Below are 16,925 nucleotides of genomic sequence, written 5' to 3'. Positions count from 1 at the left end.
TCACCCGCTTTACTTTAATTTCAAAGCATTTAACATCGCTTTCATCATCCGAGCCCGCAATTCATCACGTTCTGGTAAATCAATGTGCAAAACAGAACGGTCCATGACACTGATCATCATCTTTGCTTCTCTTTCAGATAAAATGTTATTTTCGACAAGACGCATGATGATATGATCAGAGGCAGCCTGTGATAAACGATGATATATTTGGGAAATAATATTGTTCAATAAGTCGACTTCATCATTCATTTTGACTTTAATGATGCGGATATAGCCACCGCCGCCACGCTTACTTTCAACGATGTAGCCTCTCTCGCTCGTAAAGCGTGTATTGATAACATAGTTAATTTGTGAAGGTACGCATTGAAACTTATCTGCAATTTCATTGCGCTTAATTTCTAATATTTCTCGACCATTCTGATCCAAGACTTCTTTCAAGTACTGCTCGATGATATCAGAAATATTTTGTGCCACTCCGCCTCCTCCTCCATTGACTTTGACTATATTTGACTTTAATCTTACTATAAATTTTTTCGGTCGATTTTTCAAGATAATCGCTCAACTAAGAATATTATTTCCACATTTATATGGTGTCAAACCTCTCAAAAACACAAAAAAGACCAGTTCCATACGGAACTGATCCTTAGACAAGCTTGGCGGCGTCCTACTCTCACAGGGGGAGACCCCCAACTACCATCGGCGCTGAAGAGCTTAACTTCCGTGTTCGGTATGGGAACGGGTGTGACCTCTTCGCTATCGCCACCAAACCTGATGGAGAGAATGTTCTCTCAAAACTAGATAACAATGTTCAAACTTCACATTAGAATAAAGGTTAAGTCCTCGATCTATTAGTATCTGTCAGCTCCACGTGTCACCACGCTTCCACCTCAGACCTATCAACCTGATCATCTTTCAGGGATCTTACTTCCTTGCGGAATGGGAAATCTCATCTTGAGGGGGGCTTCATGCTTAGATGCTTTCAGCACTTATCCCGTCCGCACATAGCTACCCAGCGATGCCCTTGGCAGAACAACTGGTACACCAGCGGTGCGTCCATCCCGGTCCTCTCGTACTAAGGACAGCTCCTCTCAAATTTCCTGCGCCCGCGACGGATAGGGACCGAACTGTCTCACGACGTTCTGAACCCAGCTCGCGTACCGCTTTAATGGGCGAACAGCCCAACCCTTGGGACCGACTACAGCCCCAGGATGCGATGAGCCGACATCGAGGTGCCAAACCTCCCCGTCGATGTGGACTCTTGGGGGAGATAAGCCTGTTATCCCCGGGGTAGCTTTTATCCGTTGAGCGATGGCCCTTCCATGCGGAACCACCGGATCACTAAGCCCGACTTTCGTCCCTGCTCGACTTGTAGGTCTCGCAGTCAAGCTCCCTTGTGCCTTTACACTCTGCGAATGATTTCCAACCATTCTGAGGGAACCTTTGGGCGCCTCCGTTACATTTTAGGAGGCGACCGCCCCAGTCAAACTGCCCACCTGACACTGTCTCCCTGCCCGATAAGGGCAGCGGGTTAGAAGGTCAATACAGCCAGGGTAGTATCCCACCGATGCCTCCACCGAAGCTAGCGCTCCGGTTTCCAAGGCTCCTACCTATCCTGTACAAGCTGTACCAACATTCAATATCAGGCTGCAGTAAAGCTCCACGGGGTCTTTCCGTCCTGTCGCGGGTAACCTGCATCTTCACAGGTACTATAATTTCACCGAGTCTCTCGTTGAGACAGTGCCCAGATCGTTGCGCCTTTCGTGCGGGTCGGAACTTACCCGACAAGGAATTTCGCTACCTTAGGACCGTTATAGTTACGGCCGCCGTTTACTGGGGCTTCAATTCGCACCTTCGCTTACGCTAAGCGCTCCTCTTAACCTTCCAGCACCGGGCAGGCGTCAGCCCCTATACTTCGCCTTACGGCTTCGCAGAGACCTGTGTTTTTGCTAAACAGTCGCCTGGGCCTATTCACTGCGGCTTCTCGGGGCTTTAACACCCTAAGAAGCACCCCTTCTCCCGAAGTTACGGGGTCATTTTGCCGAGTTCCTTAACGAGAGTTCTCTCGATCACCTTAGGATTCTCTCCTCGCCTACCTGTGTCGGTTTGCGGTACGGGCACCTCTCACCTCGCTAGAGGCTTTTCTTGGCAGTGTGGAATCAGGAACTTCGCTACTAAATTTCGCTCGCCATCACAGCTCAGCCTTCACGGGAAACGGATTTGCCTATTTCCCAGCCTAACTGCTTGGACGCGGATATCCAATACCGCGCTTACCCTATCCTCCTGCGTCCCCCCATTGCTCAAATGGTGAGGAGGTGGTACAGGAATATCAACCTGTTGTCCATCGCCTACGCCTTTCGGCCTCGGCTTAGGTCCCGACTAACCCTGAGCGGACGAGCCTTCCTCAGGAAACCTTAGGCATTCGGTGGACGGGATTCTCACCCGTCTTTCGCTACTCATACCGGCATTCTCACTTCTAAGCGCTCCACCAGTCCTTCCGGTCTGACTTCACAGCACTTAGAACGCTCTCCTACCACTGTTCGTAAGAACAGTCCGCAGCTTCGGTGATACGTTTAGCCCCGGTACATTTTCGGCGCAGAGTCACTCGACCAGTGAGCTATTACGCACTCTTTAAATGGTGGCTGCTTCTAAGCCAACATCCTGGTTGTCTAAGCAACTCCACATCCTTTTCCACTTAACGTATACTTTGGGACCTTAGCTGGCGGTCTGGGCTGTTTCCCTTTCGACTACGGATCTTATCACTCGCAGTCTGACTCCCAAGGATAAGTCATCGGCATTCGGAGTTTGACTGAATTCGGTAACCCGGTAGGGGCCCCTAGTCCAATCAGTGCTCTACCTCCGAGACTCTTACCTTGAGGCTAGCCCTAAAGCTATTTCGGAGAGAACCAGCTATCTCCAGGTTCGATTGGCATTTCACCCCTACCCACACCTCATCCCCGCACTTTTCAACGTGCGTGGGTTCGGGCCTCCATTCAGTGTTACCTGAACTTCACCCTGGACATGGGTAGATCACCTGGTTTCGGGTCTACGACCACGTACTCATGCGCCCTATTCAGACTCGCTTTCGCTGCGGCTCCGCATCTTCTGCTTAACCTTGCACGGGATCGTAACTCGCCGGTTCATTCTACAAAAGGCACGCCATCACCCTTTAACGGGCTCTGACTACTTGTAGGCACACGGTTTCAGGATCTATTTCACTCCCCTTCCGGGGTGCTTTTCACCTTTCCCTCACGGTACTGGTTCACTATCGGTCACTAGGGAGTATTTAGCCTTGGGAGATGGTCCTCCCGGATTCCGACGGAATTTCACGTGTTCCGCCGTACTCAGGATCCACTCTGGAGAGAACAACATTTCAGTTACAGGGCTGTTACCTTCTTTGGCGGGCCTTTCCAGACCTCTTCGCTTATATCGTTCCTTTGTAACTCCGTATAGAGTGTCCTACAACCCCAAGAGGCAAGCCTCTTGGTTTGGGCTGTTCCCGTTTCGCTCGCCGCTACTCAGGGAATCGCATTTGCTTTCTCTTCCTCCGGGTACTTAGATGTTTCAGTTCCCCGGGTATGCCTTCTCATACTCTATGTATTCAAGTATGGATACTACTCCATTACGAGCAGTGGGTTTCCCCATTCGGAAATCTCCGGATCAAAGCTTGCTTACAGCTCCCCGAAGCATATCGGTGTTCGTCCCGTCCTTCATCGGCTCCTAGTGCCAAGGCATCCACCGTGCGCCCTTTCTAACTTAACCATTTCTTACTTTAGAAAGAATCACTATGTGTGATGAACTTTGCATTGCATTCAATGTGAATGTATTACTTATTGTTATCTAGTTTTCAAAGAACAATCCTGTCTCGCTAGAGACATGTTTTGAAGGAATGATCCTTCAAAACTAAACAAGACGAAAACGCACGCTGCTCCATATATCCTTAGAAAGGAGGTGATCCAGCCGCACCTTCCGATACGGCTACCTTGTTACGACTTCACCCCAATCATCTGCCCCACCTTCGGCGGCTGGCTCCATAAAGGTTACCTCACCGACTTCGGGTGTTGCAAACTCTCGTGGTGTGACGGGCGGTGTGTACAAGGCCCGGGAACGTATTCACCGCGGCATGCTGATCCGCGATTACTAGCGATTCCAGCTTCACGCAGTCGAGTTGCAGACTGCGATCCGAACTGAGAACAGATTTATGGGATTGGCTAAACCTTGCGGTCTCGCAGCCCTTTGTTCTGTCCATTGTAGCACGTGTGTAGCCCAGGTCATAAGGGGCATGATGATTTGACGTCATCCCCACCTTCCTCCGGTTTGTCACCGGCAGTCACCTTAGAGTGCCCAACTAAATGCTGGCAACTAAGATCAAGGGTTGCGCTCGTTGCGGGACTTAACCCAACATCTCACGACACGAGCTGACGACAACCATGCACCACCTGTCACTCTGTCCCCGAAGGGAAAGCCCTATCTCTAGGGTTGTCAGAGGATGTCAAGACCTGGTAAGGTTCTTCGCGTTGCTTCGAATTAAACCACATGCTCCACCGCTTGTGCGGGCCCCCGTCAATTCCTTTGAGTTTCAGTCTTGCGACCGTACTCCCCAGGCGGAGTGCTTAATGCGTTAGCTGCAGCACTAAGGGGCGGAAACCCCCTAACACTTAGCACTCATCGTTTACGGCGTGGACTACCAGGGTATCTAATCCTGTTCGCTCCCCACGCTTTCGCTCCTCAGCGTCAGTTACAGACCAGAGAGTCGCCTTCGCCACTGGTGTTCCTCCACATCTCTACGCATTTCACCGCTACACGTGGAATTCCACTCTCCTCTTCTGCACTCAAGTTTCCCAGTTTCCAATGACCCTCCCCGGTTGAGCCGGGGGCTTTCACATCAGACTTAAGAAACCGCCTGCGAGCCCTTTACGCCCAATAATTCCGGACAACGCTTGCCACCTACGTATTACCGCGGCTGCTGGCACGTAGTTAGCCGTGGCTTTCTGGTTAGGTACCGTCAAGGTGCGAGCAGTTACTCTCGCACTTGTTCTTCCCTAACAACAGAGCTTTACGATCCGAAAACCTTCATCACTCACGCGGCGTTGCTCCGTCAGACTTTCGTCCATTGCGGAAGATTCCCTACTGCTGCCTCCCGTAGGAGTCTGGGCCGTGTCTCAGTCCCAGTGTGGCCGATCACCCTCTCAGGTCGGCTACGCATCGTCGCCTTGGTGAGCCATTACCCCACCAACTAGCTAATGCGCCGCGGGTCCATCTGTAAGTGACAGCCGAAACCGTCTTTCATCCTTGAACCATGCGGTTCAAGGAACTATCCGGTATTAGCTCCGGTTTCCCGGAGTTATCCCAGTCTTACAGGCAGGTTACCCACGTGTTACTCACCCGTCCGCCGCTAACATCCGGGAGCAAGCTCCCTTCTGTTCGCTCGACTTGCATGTATTAGGCACGCCGCCAGCGTTCGTCCTGAGCCAGGATCAAACTCTCCGAAAAAGTACAAAACCGAAGTTTTGTTTTTCGTCAGCGTTTGACTGACTACCTATGATATTTCATAGGATTTTTTATAAAAACTCGAATTAACAGGTACGTTTTGTCTTGTTTAGTTTTCAAAGATCATATTGGTGGAGCCTAGCGGGATCGAACCGCTGACCTCCTGCGTGCAAGGCAGGCGCTCTCCCAGCTGAGCTAAGGCCCCATAAAGATGGTCGGGAAGACAGGATTCGAACCTGCGACCCCTTGGTCCCAAACCAAGTGCTCTACCAAGCTGAGCTACTTCCCGATCTTAATGGCGCGCCCGAGAGGAGTCGAACCCCTAACCTTTTGATCCGTAGTCAAACGCTCTATCCAATTGAGCTACGGGCGCTTATTTTATAATGCCGAGGGCCGGACTTGAACCGGCACGGTAGTCACCTACCGCAGGATTTTAAGTCCTGTGTGTCTGCCAATTCCACCACCCCGGCGTGGATGGTATAAGCGGAAGACGGGATTCGAACCCGCGACCCCCACCTTGGCAAGGTGGTGTTCTACCACTGAACTACTTCCGCATTACAGGATTTCTTTATTTTATTTGGCAATGCGGGTGAAGGGACTTGAACCCCCACGTCATAAAGACACTAGATCCTAAGTCTAGCGCGTCTGCCAATTCCGCCACACCCGCATGAAACATGGTGAGCCATGAAGGACTCGAACCTTCGACCCTCTGATTAAAAGTCAGATGCTCTACCAACTGAGCTAATGGCTCGCTTTAAAAGCGACTTGTCTATCTTACCATATGAAAGTGGTGCCGGCAAGAGGACTTGAACCCCCAACCTACTGATTACAAGTCAGTTGCTCTACCAGTTGAGCTACACCGGCTTTATCTATCCTAACATTATGTAAGAATAAATATGGTGGAGGATGACGGGCTCGAACCGCCGACCCTCTGCTTGTAAGGCAGATGCTCTCCCAGCTGAGCTAATCCTCCATATTTTGTTGTCATTTCGAATGTCTCTCGATCCGACAAGTAGTATTATATAACGATAAGATATTGTTTGTAAAGACTTTTTTAAAATAATTTTTGAATTTATTTTAACGCTGTTTTTTTCATCTTTTCGTTAAGGCACCTAAAGAAGTTTACCACTTGTCTCATCATTTTAAAAGTCCTTTTTTCGTTTTTTTATGTTTTTTTGTTAAAAAGCGCTCTAATAACGCTTCATTGATGTAAAATGACCCTTTTCATGTTTTTTATATGCTTGTTTTATTCAATCTATCTTCTCATACAAATCATCTAGAGAAGGGATTCTTTTATTATTTTATTTTTCTGAGAAATCATTTTCATATAAAAATATCAGTAAATGATGCTGTTCTTTACTATCTTCAATATTAAAGTGTTACTGGAGGTAACAAGTTAGTTGTTGATTCTTTCTTGTTCTTACTTAGAACAGGCGTAAAAATTAACTGAAGGTGCTCTATGCTCTTTGGCAATACTCAGTTATCTATAGTGTATCTCTAACAGTCCTCTTTATCTGTTGGCTACCAAAGAAAATCTTATTGGCTGCTGTCTATGCTTTTGGTCTTCATCCTAAACGAATTGAACGACCTACCCACACAACAGCTGCGTTGTTCAATGAAAATACATAAAAGTGAACGGAAGAAAAGATTAGCTGGTCGATGAGGCTTGCTACATCATCACTTCTCACTTTACAAAGCAATTTAATAGAAGTAATTTTTTCAAAAACACAAAAAAGACCAGTTCCAAATGGAACTGATCCTTAGACAAGCTTGGCGGCGTCCTACTCTCACAGGGGGAGACCCCCAACTACCATCGGCGCTGAAGAGCTTAACTTCCGTGTTCGGTATGGGAACGGGTGTGACCTCTTCGCTATCGCCACCAAACCTGATGGAGAGAATGTTCTCTCAAAACTAGATAACAATGTTCAAACTTCACATTAGAATAAAGGTTAAGTCCTCGATCTATTAGTATCTGTCAGCTCCACGTGTCACCACGCTTCCACCTCAGACCTATCAACCTGATCATCTTTCAGGGATCTTACTTCCTTGCGGAATGGGAAATCTCATCTTGAGGGGGGCTTCATGCTTAGATGCTTTCAGCACTTATCCCGTCCGCACATAGCTACCCAGCGATGCCCTTGGCAGAACAACTGGTACACCAGCGGTGCGTCCATCCCGGTCCTCTCGTACTAAGGACAGCTCCTCTCAAATTTCCTGCGCCCGCGACGGATAGGGACCGAACTGTCTCACGACGTTCTGAACCCAGCTCGCGTACCGCTTTAATGGGCGAACAGCCCAACCCTTGGGACCGACTACAGCCCCAGGATGCGATGAGCCGACATCGAGGTGCCAAACCTCCCCGTCGATGTGGACTCTTGGGGGAGATAAGCCTGTTATCCCCGGGGTAGCTTTTATCCGTTGAGCGATGGCCCTTCCATGCGGAACCACCGGATCACTAAGCCCGACTTTCGTCCCTGCTCGACTTGTAGGTCTCGCAGTCAAGCTCCCTTGTGCCTTTACACTCTGCGAATGATTTCCAACCATTCTGAGGGAACCTTTGGGCGCCTCCGTTACATTTTAGGAGGCGACCGCCCCAGTCAAACTGCCCACCTGACACTGTCTCCCTGCCCGATAAGGGCAGCGGGTTAGAAGGTCAATACAGCCAGGGTAGTATCCCACCGATGCCTCCACCGAAGCTAGCGCTCCGGTTTCCAAGGCTCCTACCTATCCTGTACAAGCTGTACCAACATTCAATATCAGGCTGCAGTAAAGCTCCACGGGGTCTTTCCGTCCTGTCGCGGGTAACCTGCATCTTCACAGGTACTATAATTTCACCGAGTCTCTCGTTGAGACAGTGCCCAGATCGTTGCGCCTTTCGTGCGGGTCGGAACTTACCCGACAAGGAATTTCGCTACCTTAGGACCGTTATAGTTACGGCCGCCGTTTACTGGGGCTTCAATTCGCACCTTCGCTTACGCTAAGCGCTCCTCTTAACCTTCCAGCACCGGGCAGGCGTCAGCCCCTATACTTCGCCTTACGGCTTCGCAGAGACCTGTGTTTTTGCTAAACAGTCGCCTGGGCCTATTCACTGCGGCTTCTCGGGGCTTTAACACCCTAAGAAGCACCCCTTCTCCCGAAGTTACGGGGTCATTTTGCCGAGTTCCTTAACGAGAGTTCTCTCGATCACCTTAGGATTCTCTCCTCGCCTACCTGTGTCGGTTTGCGGTACGGGCACCTCTCACCTCGCTAGAGGCTTTTCTTGGCAGTGTGGAATCAGGAACTTCGCTACTAAATTTCGCTCGCCATCACAGCTCAGCCTTCACGGGAAACGGATTTGCCTATTTCCCAGCCTAACTGCTTGGACGCGGATATCCAATACCGCGCTTACCCTATCCTCCTGCGTCCCCCCATTGCTCAAATGGTGAGGAGGTGGTACAGGAATATCAACCTGTTGTCCATCGCCTACGCCTTTCGGCCTCGGCTTAGGTCCCGACTAACCCTGAGCGGACGAGCCTTCCTCAGGAAACCTTAGGCATTCGGTGGACGGGATTCTCACCCGTCTTTCGCTACTCATACCGGCATTCTCACTTCTAAGCGCTCCACCAGTCCTTCCGGTCTGACTTCACAGCACTTAGAACGCTCTCCTACCACTGTTCGTAAGAACAGTCCGCAGCTTCGGTGATACGTTTAGCCCCGGTACATTTTCGGCGCAGAGTCACTCGACCAGTGAGCTATTACGCACTCTTTAAATGGTGGCTGCTTCTAAGCCAACATCCTGGTTGTCTAAGCAACTCCACATCCTTTTCCACTTAACGTATACTTTGGGACCTTAGCTGGCGGTCTGGGCTGTTTCCCTTTCGACTACGGATCTTATCACTCGCAGTCTGACTCCCAAGGATAAGTCATCGGCATTCGGAGTTTGACTGAATTCGGTAACCCGGTAGGGGCCCCTAGTCCAATCAGTGCTCTACCTCCGAGACTCTTACCTTGAGGCTAGCCCTAAAGCTATTTCGGAGAGAACCAGCTATCTCCAGGTTCGATTGGCATTTCACCCCTACCCACACCTCATCCCCGCACTTTTCAACGTGCGTGGGTTCGGGCCTCCATTCAGTGTTACCTGAACTTCACCCTGGACATGGGTAGATCACCTGGTTTCGGGTCTACGACCACGTACTCATGCGCCCTATTCAGACTCGCTTTCGCTGCGGCTCCGCATCTTCTGCTTAACCTTGCACGGGATCGTAACTCGCCGGTTCATTCTACAAAAGGCACGCCATCACCCTTTAACGGGCTCTGACTACTTGTAGGCACACGGTTTCAGGATCTATTTCACTCCCCTTCCGGGGTGCTTTTCACCTTTCCCTCACGGTACTGGTTCACTATCGGTCACTAGGGAGTATTTAGCCTTGGGAGATGGTCCTCCCGGATTCCGACGGAATTTCACGTGTTCCGCCGTACTCAGGATCCACTCTGGAGAGAACAACATTTCAGTTACAGGGCTGTTACCTTCTTTGGCGGGCCTTTCCAGACCTCTTCGCTTATATCGTTCCTTTGTAACTCCGTATAGAGTGTCCTACAACCCCAAGAGGCAAGCCTCTTGGTTTGGGCTGTTCCCGTTTCGCTCGCCGCTACTCAGGGAATCGCATTTGCTTTCTCTTCCTCCGGGTACTTAGATGTTTCAGTTCCCCGGGTATGCCTTCTCATACTCTATGTATTCAAGTATGGATACTACTCCATTACGAGCAGTGGGTTTCCCCATTCGGAAATCTCCGGATCAAAGCTTGCTTACAGCTCCCCGAAGCATATCGGTGTTCGTCCCGTCCTTCATCGGCTCCTAGTGCCAAGGCATCCACCGTGCGCCCTTTCTAACTTAACCATTTCTTACTTTAGAAAGAATCACTATGTGTGATGAACTTTGCATTGCATTCAATGTGAATGTATTACTTATTGTTATCTAGTTTTCAAAGAACAATCCTGTCTCGCTAGAGACATGTTTTGAAGGAATGATCCTTCAAAACTAAACAAGACGAAAACGCACGCTGCTCCATATATCCTTAGAAAGGAGGTGATCCAGCCGCACCTTCCGATACGGCTACCTTGTTACGACTTCACCCCAATCATCTGCCCCACCTTCGGCGGCTGGCTCCATAAAGGTTACCTCACCGACTTCGGGTGTTGCAAACTCTCGTGGTGTGACGGGCGGTGTGTACAAGGCCCGGGAACGTATTCACCGCGGCATGCTGATCCGCGATTACTAGCGATTCCAGCTTCACGCAGTCGAGTTGCAGACTGCGATCCGAACTGAGAACAGATTTATGGGATTGGCTAAACCTTGCGGTCTCGCAGCCCTTTGTTCTGTCCATTGTAGCACGTGTGTAGCCCAGGTCATAAGGGGCATGATGATTTGACGTCATCCCCACCTTCCTCCGGTTTGTCACCGGCAGTCACCTTAGAGTGCCCAACTAAATGCTGGCAACTAAGATCAAGGGTTGCGCTCGTTGCGGGACTTAACCCAACATCTCACGACACGAGCTGACGACAACCATGCACCACCTGTCACTCTGTCCCCGAAGGGAAAGCCCTATCTCTAGGGTTGTCAGAGGATGTCAAGACCTGGTAAGGTTCTTCGCGTTGCTTCGAATTAAACCACATGCTCCACCGCTTGTGCGGGCCCCCGTCAATTCCTTTGAGTTTCAGTCTTGCGACCGTACTCCCCAGGCGGAGTGCTTAATGCGTTAGCTGCAGCACTAAGGGGCGGAAACCCCCTAACACTTAGCACTCATCGTTTACGGCGTGGACTACCAGGGTATCTAATCCTGTTCGCTCCCCACGCTTTCGCTCCTCAGCGTCAGTTACAGACCAGAGAGTCGCCTTCGCCACTGGTGTTCCTCCACATCTCTACGCATTTCACCGCTACACGTGGAATTCCACTCTCCTCTTCTGCACTCAAGTTTCCCAGTTTCCAATGACCCTCCCCGGTTGAGCCGGGGGCTTTCACATCAGACTTAAGAAACCGCCTGCGAGCCCTTTACGCCCAATAATTCCGGACAACGCTTGCCACCTACGTATTACCGCGGCTGCTGGCACGTAGTTAGCCGTGGCTTTCTGGTTAGGTACCGTCAAGGTGCGAGCAGTTACTCTCGCACTTGTTCTTCCCTAACAACAGAGCTTTACGATCCGAAAACCTTCATCACTCACGCGGCGTTGCTCCGTCAGACTTTCGTCCATTGCGGAAGATTCCCTACTGCTGCCTCCCGTAGGAGTCTGGGCCGTGTCTCAGTCCCAGTGTGGCCGATCACCCTCTCAGGTCGGCTACGCATCGTCGCCTTGGTGAGCCATTACCCCACCAACTAGCTAATGCGCCGCGGGTCCATCTGTAAGTGACAGCCGAAACCGTCTTTCATCCTTGAACCATGCGGTTCAAGGAACTATCCGGTATTAGCTCCGGTTTCCCGGAGTTATCCCAGTCTTACAGGCAGGTTACCCACGTGTTACTCACCCGTCCGCCGCTAACATCCGGGAGCAAGCTCCCTTCTGTTCGCTCGACTTGCATGTATTAGGCACGCCGCCAGCGTTCGTCCTGAGCCAGGATCAAACTCTCCGAAAAAGTACAAAACCGAAGTTTTGTTTTTCGTCAGCGTTTGACTGACTACCTATGTTATATCATAGGATTTTTTTATAAAAACTCGAATTAACAGGTACGTTTTGTCTTGTTTAGTTTTCAAAGATCATATTCGTTATCGCTCGTAAGCGACTTTAATATCTTAACATTTCGTATCGGTTAAAGTCAAGAAGTTTTTTCAATTTCTTTTTTTAACCTCGCTGCTGTTTTGCGGCAACGAATAATAATATACCACCTTGATTCTTTCCTTGCAATAGTTTTTTTAAAAAAAATTTTCATTTTATGAAAAATAAAAAGCGCCATAGTTATAATGGCGCTTTAATTGATGTATTAGCGGTTTCTCATTTGTGGGAAAAGCAGTACATCTCTGATTGATGGAGAATTTGTTAATAGCATGATTAACCGGTCGATACCGATTCCTAGTCCGCCTGTTGGAGGCATACCATATTCTAATGCTTCAACAAAATCGTCATCCATTAGATGCGCTTCGTCATTTCCTTCTTCACGTTCTTTTAATTGAGCTTCGAAACGTTCTCTTTGATCGATTGGATCATTTAGCTCTGTGAATGCATTAGCATGTTCACGGCGTACGATAAATAGCTCAAAGCGATCTGTGAAGCGAGGGTCTTCAGGGTTTTTCTTAGCTAATGGAGAAATCTCCACTGGGTGTCCGTAAATAAATGTAGGCTGTACCAAAGTTTCCTCAACTTTTTGCTCGAAGAACTCATTGATGATATGACCTACTGTCATGTTTTTCGTAATTTCAATTCCGTGATCAGCTGCATGCTGTTGCGCTTCTTCTACGGACATCTCCTGCCAGAAGTCTACACCAGTTGCTTCTTTGACCGCTTCAACCATATGGAGTCTCTTCCATTCAGGCTTGAGGTCAATTTCATCTTCTCCATATTGAATCGTGGTTGTTCCTAGTACCTCTTCGGCAATATGAGCAATCAGGTTTTCGGTTAGGTTCATGATGTCTTTATAATCTGCGTAAGCTTCGTAAAGCTCGATCATAGTGAATTCTGGGTTATGGCGAGTTGATACACCTTCGTTACGGAATACACGGCCAATCTCGTATACTTTCTCTAGGCCACCGACAATGAGGCGTTTTAAGTGCAGTTCAATCGCAATACGCATATAAAGCGGCATATCCAGTGCATTATGATGAGTAATGAAAGGACGTGCTGATGCACCACCAGGGATGCTGTGCATTGTTGGTGTTTCAACTTCTAGGTATCCTTTAGAATCTAAGTATCTTCTCATAGATTGGATGATCTTGCTTCGCATGATGAACGTCTGCTTACTTTCTGGATTTACAATCAGATCAAGGTAACGCTGACGATAACGTTGTTCAACATCTTTAAGTCCATGATATTTATCAGGAAGCGGGCGAAGTGCTTTTGTGAGAACCTCAAAGCTAGTCGCTTTAATAGAAAGTTCTCCTACATTCGTTTTAAATACTGTTCCTGTTACACCGATAATATCGCCTAGGTCTGAGCTTTTGAATAATTCGTAAGCTTCTTCTCCTACACTATCTTTACGAACGTAGATTTGAATTTGTCCTTCTAAATCTTGTATATGCGCAAAGCCAGCTTTCCCTTTTCCGCGCTTAGTCATCATACGTCCAGCGATTGTCACTTGGGCAGACTTTTCTTCTAAGTCTTCTTTAGAAAACTCATCGTATTCAGCAATAATTTGGGCAGATTGATGAGAACGGTCATATCGTTCACCAAATGGATCAATACCCTCTTCTCTCATTTTATTCATTTTGTCACGTCTGACCTGGAATTGGTCATTTAATTCTTCGTTATTAAGCCCTTCATTACTCATTTATATCACTCCATTAATGTATTTTGCAGAGAAAAGCAGAAAAACTGCCAGTACATGCACTAGCAGTGAGCTACAAAAAGAAAGATAGTCTTATCCTACTTTTATACTTTGAAGCTCTTTTGCCTCGGCTTCGATCGTAAAGTTATCAAGAACTTGTACAAGTTCCGCTCTCGTTTCACTCTGATTGATTTGATTTCTCACGTCCGCATTGCCTCGGACACCTTTTAAGTACCATGCTGCGTGCTTTCTCATTTCTCTGACAGCCACATGCTCGCCTTTTAGATCAATGAGTCTGTCTAAGTGAAGCTTGCACACTGACATCTTCTCACGTACGTTTGGCTCTTCTTTCAGTTCACCCGTTTCTAAATAATGAACCGTTCGATAGATCATCCATGGGTTTCCTAGTGCGGCTCTTCCGATCATGACAGCATCTGCACCCGTTTCATCAAGCATACGTTTTGCATCCTGAGGGGTTTTGACATCTCCATTGCCGATGACTGGAATGGAAACAGATTGTTTGACCTCTTTTATAATATCCCAATTCGCTGTTCCTTCGTACATCTGCACACGTGTCCGTCCGTGAAGCGCAACCGCTTGTCCACCTGCTCGTTCAACAGCACGGGCATTGTCGATAGCGAAGATATGATCTTCGTCCCAGCCCATTCTCATTTTCACTGTAACAGGTTTATCTACAGCATCTACAACAGCAGAGACCATTTCATAAATCTTGTTTGGATCAAGCAGCCATTTCGCTCCTGCATCACATTTCGTAATCTTCGGCACAGGACAGCCCATGTTGATATCAATAATGTCCGCTGTGGTATTCTGGTCTACAAACTTTGCCGCTTCAACGAGAGTGTCTTTTTCTCCTCCAAATATCTGAAGGCTCAAAGGCTTTTCCCGTTCATCAATGTATAGCATACCCATTGTTCTTGCATTGTTGATCAGGATCGCCTTATCACTGACCATTTCAGCGCAGACTAAACCTGCTCCAAACTCTTTCACTGTCAGTCTGAAGGCAGAGTTGCACACACCAGCCATAGGCGCGAGCACCACTTTGTTTTTAATGTCGATATCTCCGATTTTAAACATCATTTCCCCTCCTTCCTTCTTCAAGAATTGGCGAAAGTTCTTCCACCGTTATATTTAAAGCATCTGCTATTTGACCAACCAATTGGTTTGTTGGTAATCGATTGCCACGCTCAATTTCTCCTAAGACAGAGACAGAGATGCCCAGTCTTTTCGCGAACCCTTCCTGAGTATACCCTTTTAGCTTTCGGTATGCACGAATTCTTCTACCCCACATGTCTTTTTCCATATGCTTACACCTTCTTGGTCTGTTACGGCATTTATTTGTACTTCGCCGATTTCTGGGCAAATCTCACTCATCGGAACGAGAACGAATAAACGTTCGTACATTCTAGGATGCGGCACTACAAGCTGTTCTGTTTCAATATTTTCACGATTATAAAGTAAAATGTCAAGGTCAGCCGTTCGCGGTCCCCATCTCACTTCTCTTGTTCTGCCTAACTCTTGCTCGATTTTCTGAGTAAGTGCCAGTAATTCATTTGGACGAAGCGAGGTGGAAATTTTCACAGCCATATTTAAAAAGTCATCTTGGTTTTCGTAACCTACAGGTGTTGTTTCATATATAGATGAGATCGATTCTACTTGAACATCTGGATGTTCGTGCAGTTTTTTCACAGCTTCTTTTAAATAGGTTTCCTTTTTCCCTATGTTCGAACCTAAAGCAATGTATGCGGTATTGTTCATGCGCGCGATCTCGTCATTTCAATGGCAACGGACTGATAGTGTCCTGGAATTGGTGGATCTGGTTTGATTACCTTCACTGTACATTCCTGAACTGTCGGAAAATCCTTTAGCACTTGGCTCGCAATTCTTTCTGTCAGTGTTTCAACGAGGTTGACTGGTTCACCCTCTACTATGCTTTTGCAGATTTGGTAGAGCTCCGCATAATTGATGGTCTGATTGAGGTCATCAGTTTGTCCGGCTTTACTTAAATCAAGTGAAGCTGTTAAATCCACACGGAACCGCTGTCCTAATTTATTTTCTTCTGCAAATACGCCATGGTAGCCGTAAAATTCCATTCCATTTACATATACTTTATCGATGATAAGCGCCTCCCTTATTCAGCATGGCATCCATCATTTTTGCCATTCTTGCGATTTCTTTTACATCATGTACGCGAACCATCGCACTGCCTTTTTGAATCCCAAGACAGACCGTGGCCCCCGTTCCTTCAGTACGTTCTTCCGGTGGCAGGTCTAAGACAGCTCCGATGAATCGTTTTCGAGATGTAGCTAAGAGCAGTGGATACCCAAGGTGACAAAAATGTTCGAGCTCATTCATGACCATCAGGTTGTCCTCTTTATTTTTCGCAAACCCTACACCAGGGTCTAATATGATCATGTCATCACGGACACCGGCTTGTTTCGCAATCTGAACACTTTCTTTCAAATCTGCGATCATATCTGAAATCAAATGTGTGTAATTTCGCTCTGGCCGATTGTGCATTAAAATAATCGGCACATTGTGCTTCGCTGCCACATGCGCCATTTGAGGATCTGCCTTCGCTCCCCATACATCATTAATGATGGAAGCTCCGGCTTTCACTGCTTCATCTGCCACATGGGCTTTATACGTATCAATGGAAATCGGTACATCCAATTCTTTCGTGATCTTTTCAATGACGGGAATGACTCTTGAAAGCTCCTCTTGTTCTGAGACAAATGCCGCTCCTGGGCGAGTCGATTCTCCGCCAATATCAATGATATGTGCCCCGTCCTCTATCAGCTGTGCTGCATGAGCCAGCGCTTTATCCACTTGATTAAACTTTCCTCCATCTGAAAAAGAGTCAGGTGTGACATTTAAAATGCCCATGACCAATGTCTTTTCTTCATAACTAAGGGTGTGGTGCTTGGTTTGTATGACTTTAGGCTGCTTTATCACTTGTTGTGTCATTGTG

General features: G+C 47.9%; 7 protein-coding genes, 9 tRNA genes and 6 rRNA genes. All 22 read right to left on the bottom strand.

What is annotated here, in order from left to right; genetic code table 11:
• Positions 1-9: 9 nt before the first annotated feature.
• A complete protein-coding gene (locus MHH68_RS00570; RefSeq protein ID WP_003217184.1) occupies positions 10-474 on the bottom strand; it encodes a CtsR family transcriptional regulator in 465 nt (154 codons plus the stop codon).
• 177 nt (positions 475-651) lie between these two features.
• Positions 652-767, bottom strand: a 5S ribosomal RNA gene (gene rrf, locus MHH68_RS00565).
• A gap of 61 nt (positions 768-828) precedes the next feature.
• Positions 829-3,759 (bottom strand): 23S ribosomal RNA (locus MHH68_RS00560).
• Positions 3,760-3,941: 182 nt separating this feature from the next.
• Positions 3,942-5,490, bottom strand: a 16S ribosomal RNA gene (locus tag MHH68_RS00555).
• Positions 5,491-5,616: 126 nt separating this feature from the next.
• Positions 5,617-5,692 (bottom strand) — tRNA-Ala (locus MHH68_RS00550).
• Between the two features lie 7 nt (positions 5,693-5,699).
• Positions 5,700-5,776 (bottom strand) — tRNA-Pro (locus MHH68_RS00545).
• Between the two features lie 7 nt (positions 5,777-5,783).
• Positions 5,784-5,860: transfer RNA gene (locus MHH68_RS00540), tRNA-Arg, on the bottom strand.
• An 11-nt stretch (positions 5,861-5,871) separates the two neighbouring features.
• Positions 5,872-5,957: transfer RNA gene (locus MHH68_RS00535), tRNA-Leu, on the bottom strand.
• A 12-nt stretch (positions 5,958-5,969) separates the two neighbouring features.
• A tRNA-Gly gene (locus MHH68_RS00530) sits at positions 5,970-6,041 on the bottom strand.
• 30 nt (positions 6,042-6,071) lie between these two features.
• Positions 6,072-6,154 (bottom strand) — tRNA-Leu (locus tag MHH68_RS00525).
• An 8-nt stretch (positions 6,155-6,162) separates the two neighbouring features.
• Positions 6,163-6,238: transfer RNA gene (locus MHH68_RS00520), tRNA-Lys, on the bottom strand.
• A 37-nt stretch (positions 6,239-6,275) separates the two neighbouring features.
• A tRNA-Thr gene (locus MHH68_RS00515) sits at positions 6,276-6,351 on the bottom strand.
• A 33-nt stretch (positions 6,352-6,384) separates the two neighbouring features.
• Positions 6,385-6,460, bottom strand: a tRNA-Val gene (locus MHH68_RS00510).
• Between the two features lie 795 nt (positions 6,461-7,255).
• A 5S ribosomal RNA gene (rrf, locus tag MHH68_RS00505) occupies positions 7,256-7,371 on the bottom strand.
• Between the two features lie 61 nt (positions 7,372-7,432).
• Positions 7,433-10,363: ribosomal RNA gene (locus tag MHH68_RS00500) — 23S ribosomal RNA — on the bottom strand.
• A gap of 182 nt (positions 10,364-10,545) precedes the next feature.
• Positions 10,546-12,094 (bottom strand): 16S ribosomal RNA (locus MHH68_RS00495).
• The 16S, 23S and 5S rRNA genes sit together here with 9 tRNA genes alongside, the layout of an rRNA operon.
• A 345-nt stretch (positions 12,095-12,439) precedes the next feature.
• Positions 12,440-13,939, bottom strand: coding sequence for a lysine--tRNA ligase (gene lysS / locus MHH68_RS00490; RefSeq protein WP_012008682.1), 1,500 nt, complete (start codon positions 13,937-13,939; stop codon positions 12,440-12,442).
• A gap of 90 nt (positions 13,940-14,029) precedes the next feature.
• Positions 14,030-15,031, bottom strand: coding sequence for a tRNA dihydrouridine synthase DusB (dusB, locus tag MHH68_RS00485; RefSeq protein ID WP_061406505.1), 1,002 nt, complete (start codon positions 15,029-15,031; stop codon positions 14,030-14,032).
• Positions 15,024-15,257 (bottom strand): helix-turn-helix transcriptional regulator, encoded by a 234-nt coding sequence (locus tag MHH68_RS00480; RefSeq protein WP_034665770.1) that lies wholly within the window; start codon positions 15,255-15,257, stop codon positions 15,024-15,026. Before MHH68_RS00480 ends, dusB begins: the two co-directional genes overlap by 8 nt.
• Positions 15,209-15,712 (bottom strand): 2-amino-4-hydroxy-6-hydroxymethyldihydropteridine diphosphokinase, encoded by a 504-nt coding sequence (folK, locus tag MHH68_RS00475; protein ID WP_061406503.1) that lies wholly within the window; start codon positions 15,710-15,712, stop codon positions 15,209-15,211. Before folK ends, MHH68_RS00480 begins: the two co-directional genes overlap by 49 nt.
• Positions 15,709-16,071 carry a dihydroneopterin aldolase gene (gene folB, locus MHH68_RS00470; protein WP_081042369.1) on the bottom strand — a complete coding sequence of 121 codons (363 nt, stop codon included), beginning with the start codon at positions 16,069-16,071 and terminating at the stop codon, positions 15,709-15,711. The genes folK and folB overlap by 4 nt, the downstream gene beginning before the upstream one ends.
• Entirely contained in the window at positions 16,064-16,921 is an 858-nt protein-coding gene (gene folP, locus MHH68_RS00465; RefSeq protein WP_180309716.1) for a dihydropteroate synthase, read from the bottom strand. The genes folB and folP overlap by 8 nt, the downstream gene beginning before the upstream one ends.
• Positions 16,922-16,925: the final 4 nt, after the last annotated feature.

This window comes from Bacillus sp. FSL K6-2841, assembly GCF_037976435.1.
Classification (GTDB): Bacteria; Bacillota; Bacilli; order Bacillales; family Bacillaceae; genus Bacillus; species Bacillus pumilus.
This window is presented reverse-complemented; position numbering and strand designations above follow the sequence as displayed.

What these genes read in the sequence shown, in the direction of transcription:
- lysS (WP_012008682.1), bottom strand. Translation starts at nt 13,939, where the DNA reads ATGAGTAATGAAGGGCTTAATAACGAAGAATTAAATGACCAATTCCAG.
- dusB (WP_061406505.1), bottom strand. Translation starts at nt 15,031, where the DNA reads ATGTTTAAAATCGGAGATATCGACATTAAAAACAAAGTGGTGCTCGCG.
- MHH68_RS00480 (WP_034665770.1), bottom strand. Translation starts at nt 15,257, where the DNA reads ATGGAAAAAGACATGTGGGGTAGAAGAATTCGTGCATACCGAAAGCTA.
- folK (WP_061406503.1), bottom strand. Translation starts at nt 15,712, where the DNA reads ATGAACAATACCGCATACATTGCTTTAGGTTCGAACATAGGGAAAAAG.
- folP (WP_180309716.1), bottom strand. Translation starts at nt 16,921, where the DNA reads ATGACACAACAAGTGATAAAGCAGCCTAAAGTCATACAAACCAAGCAC.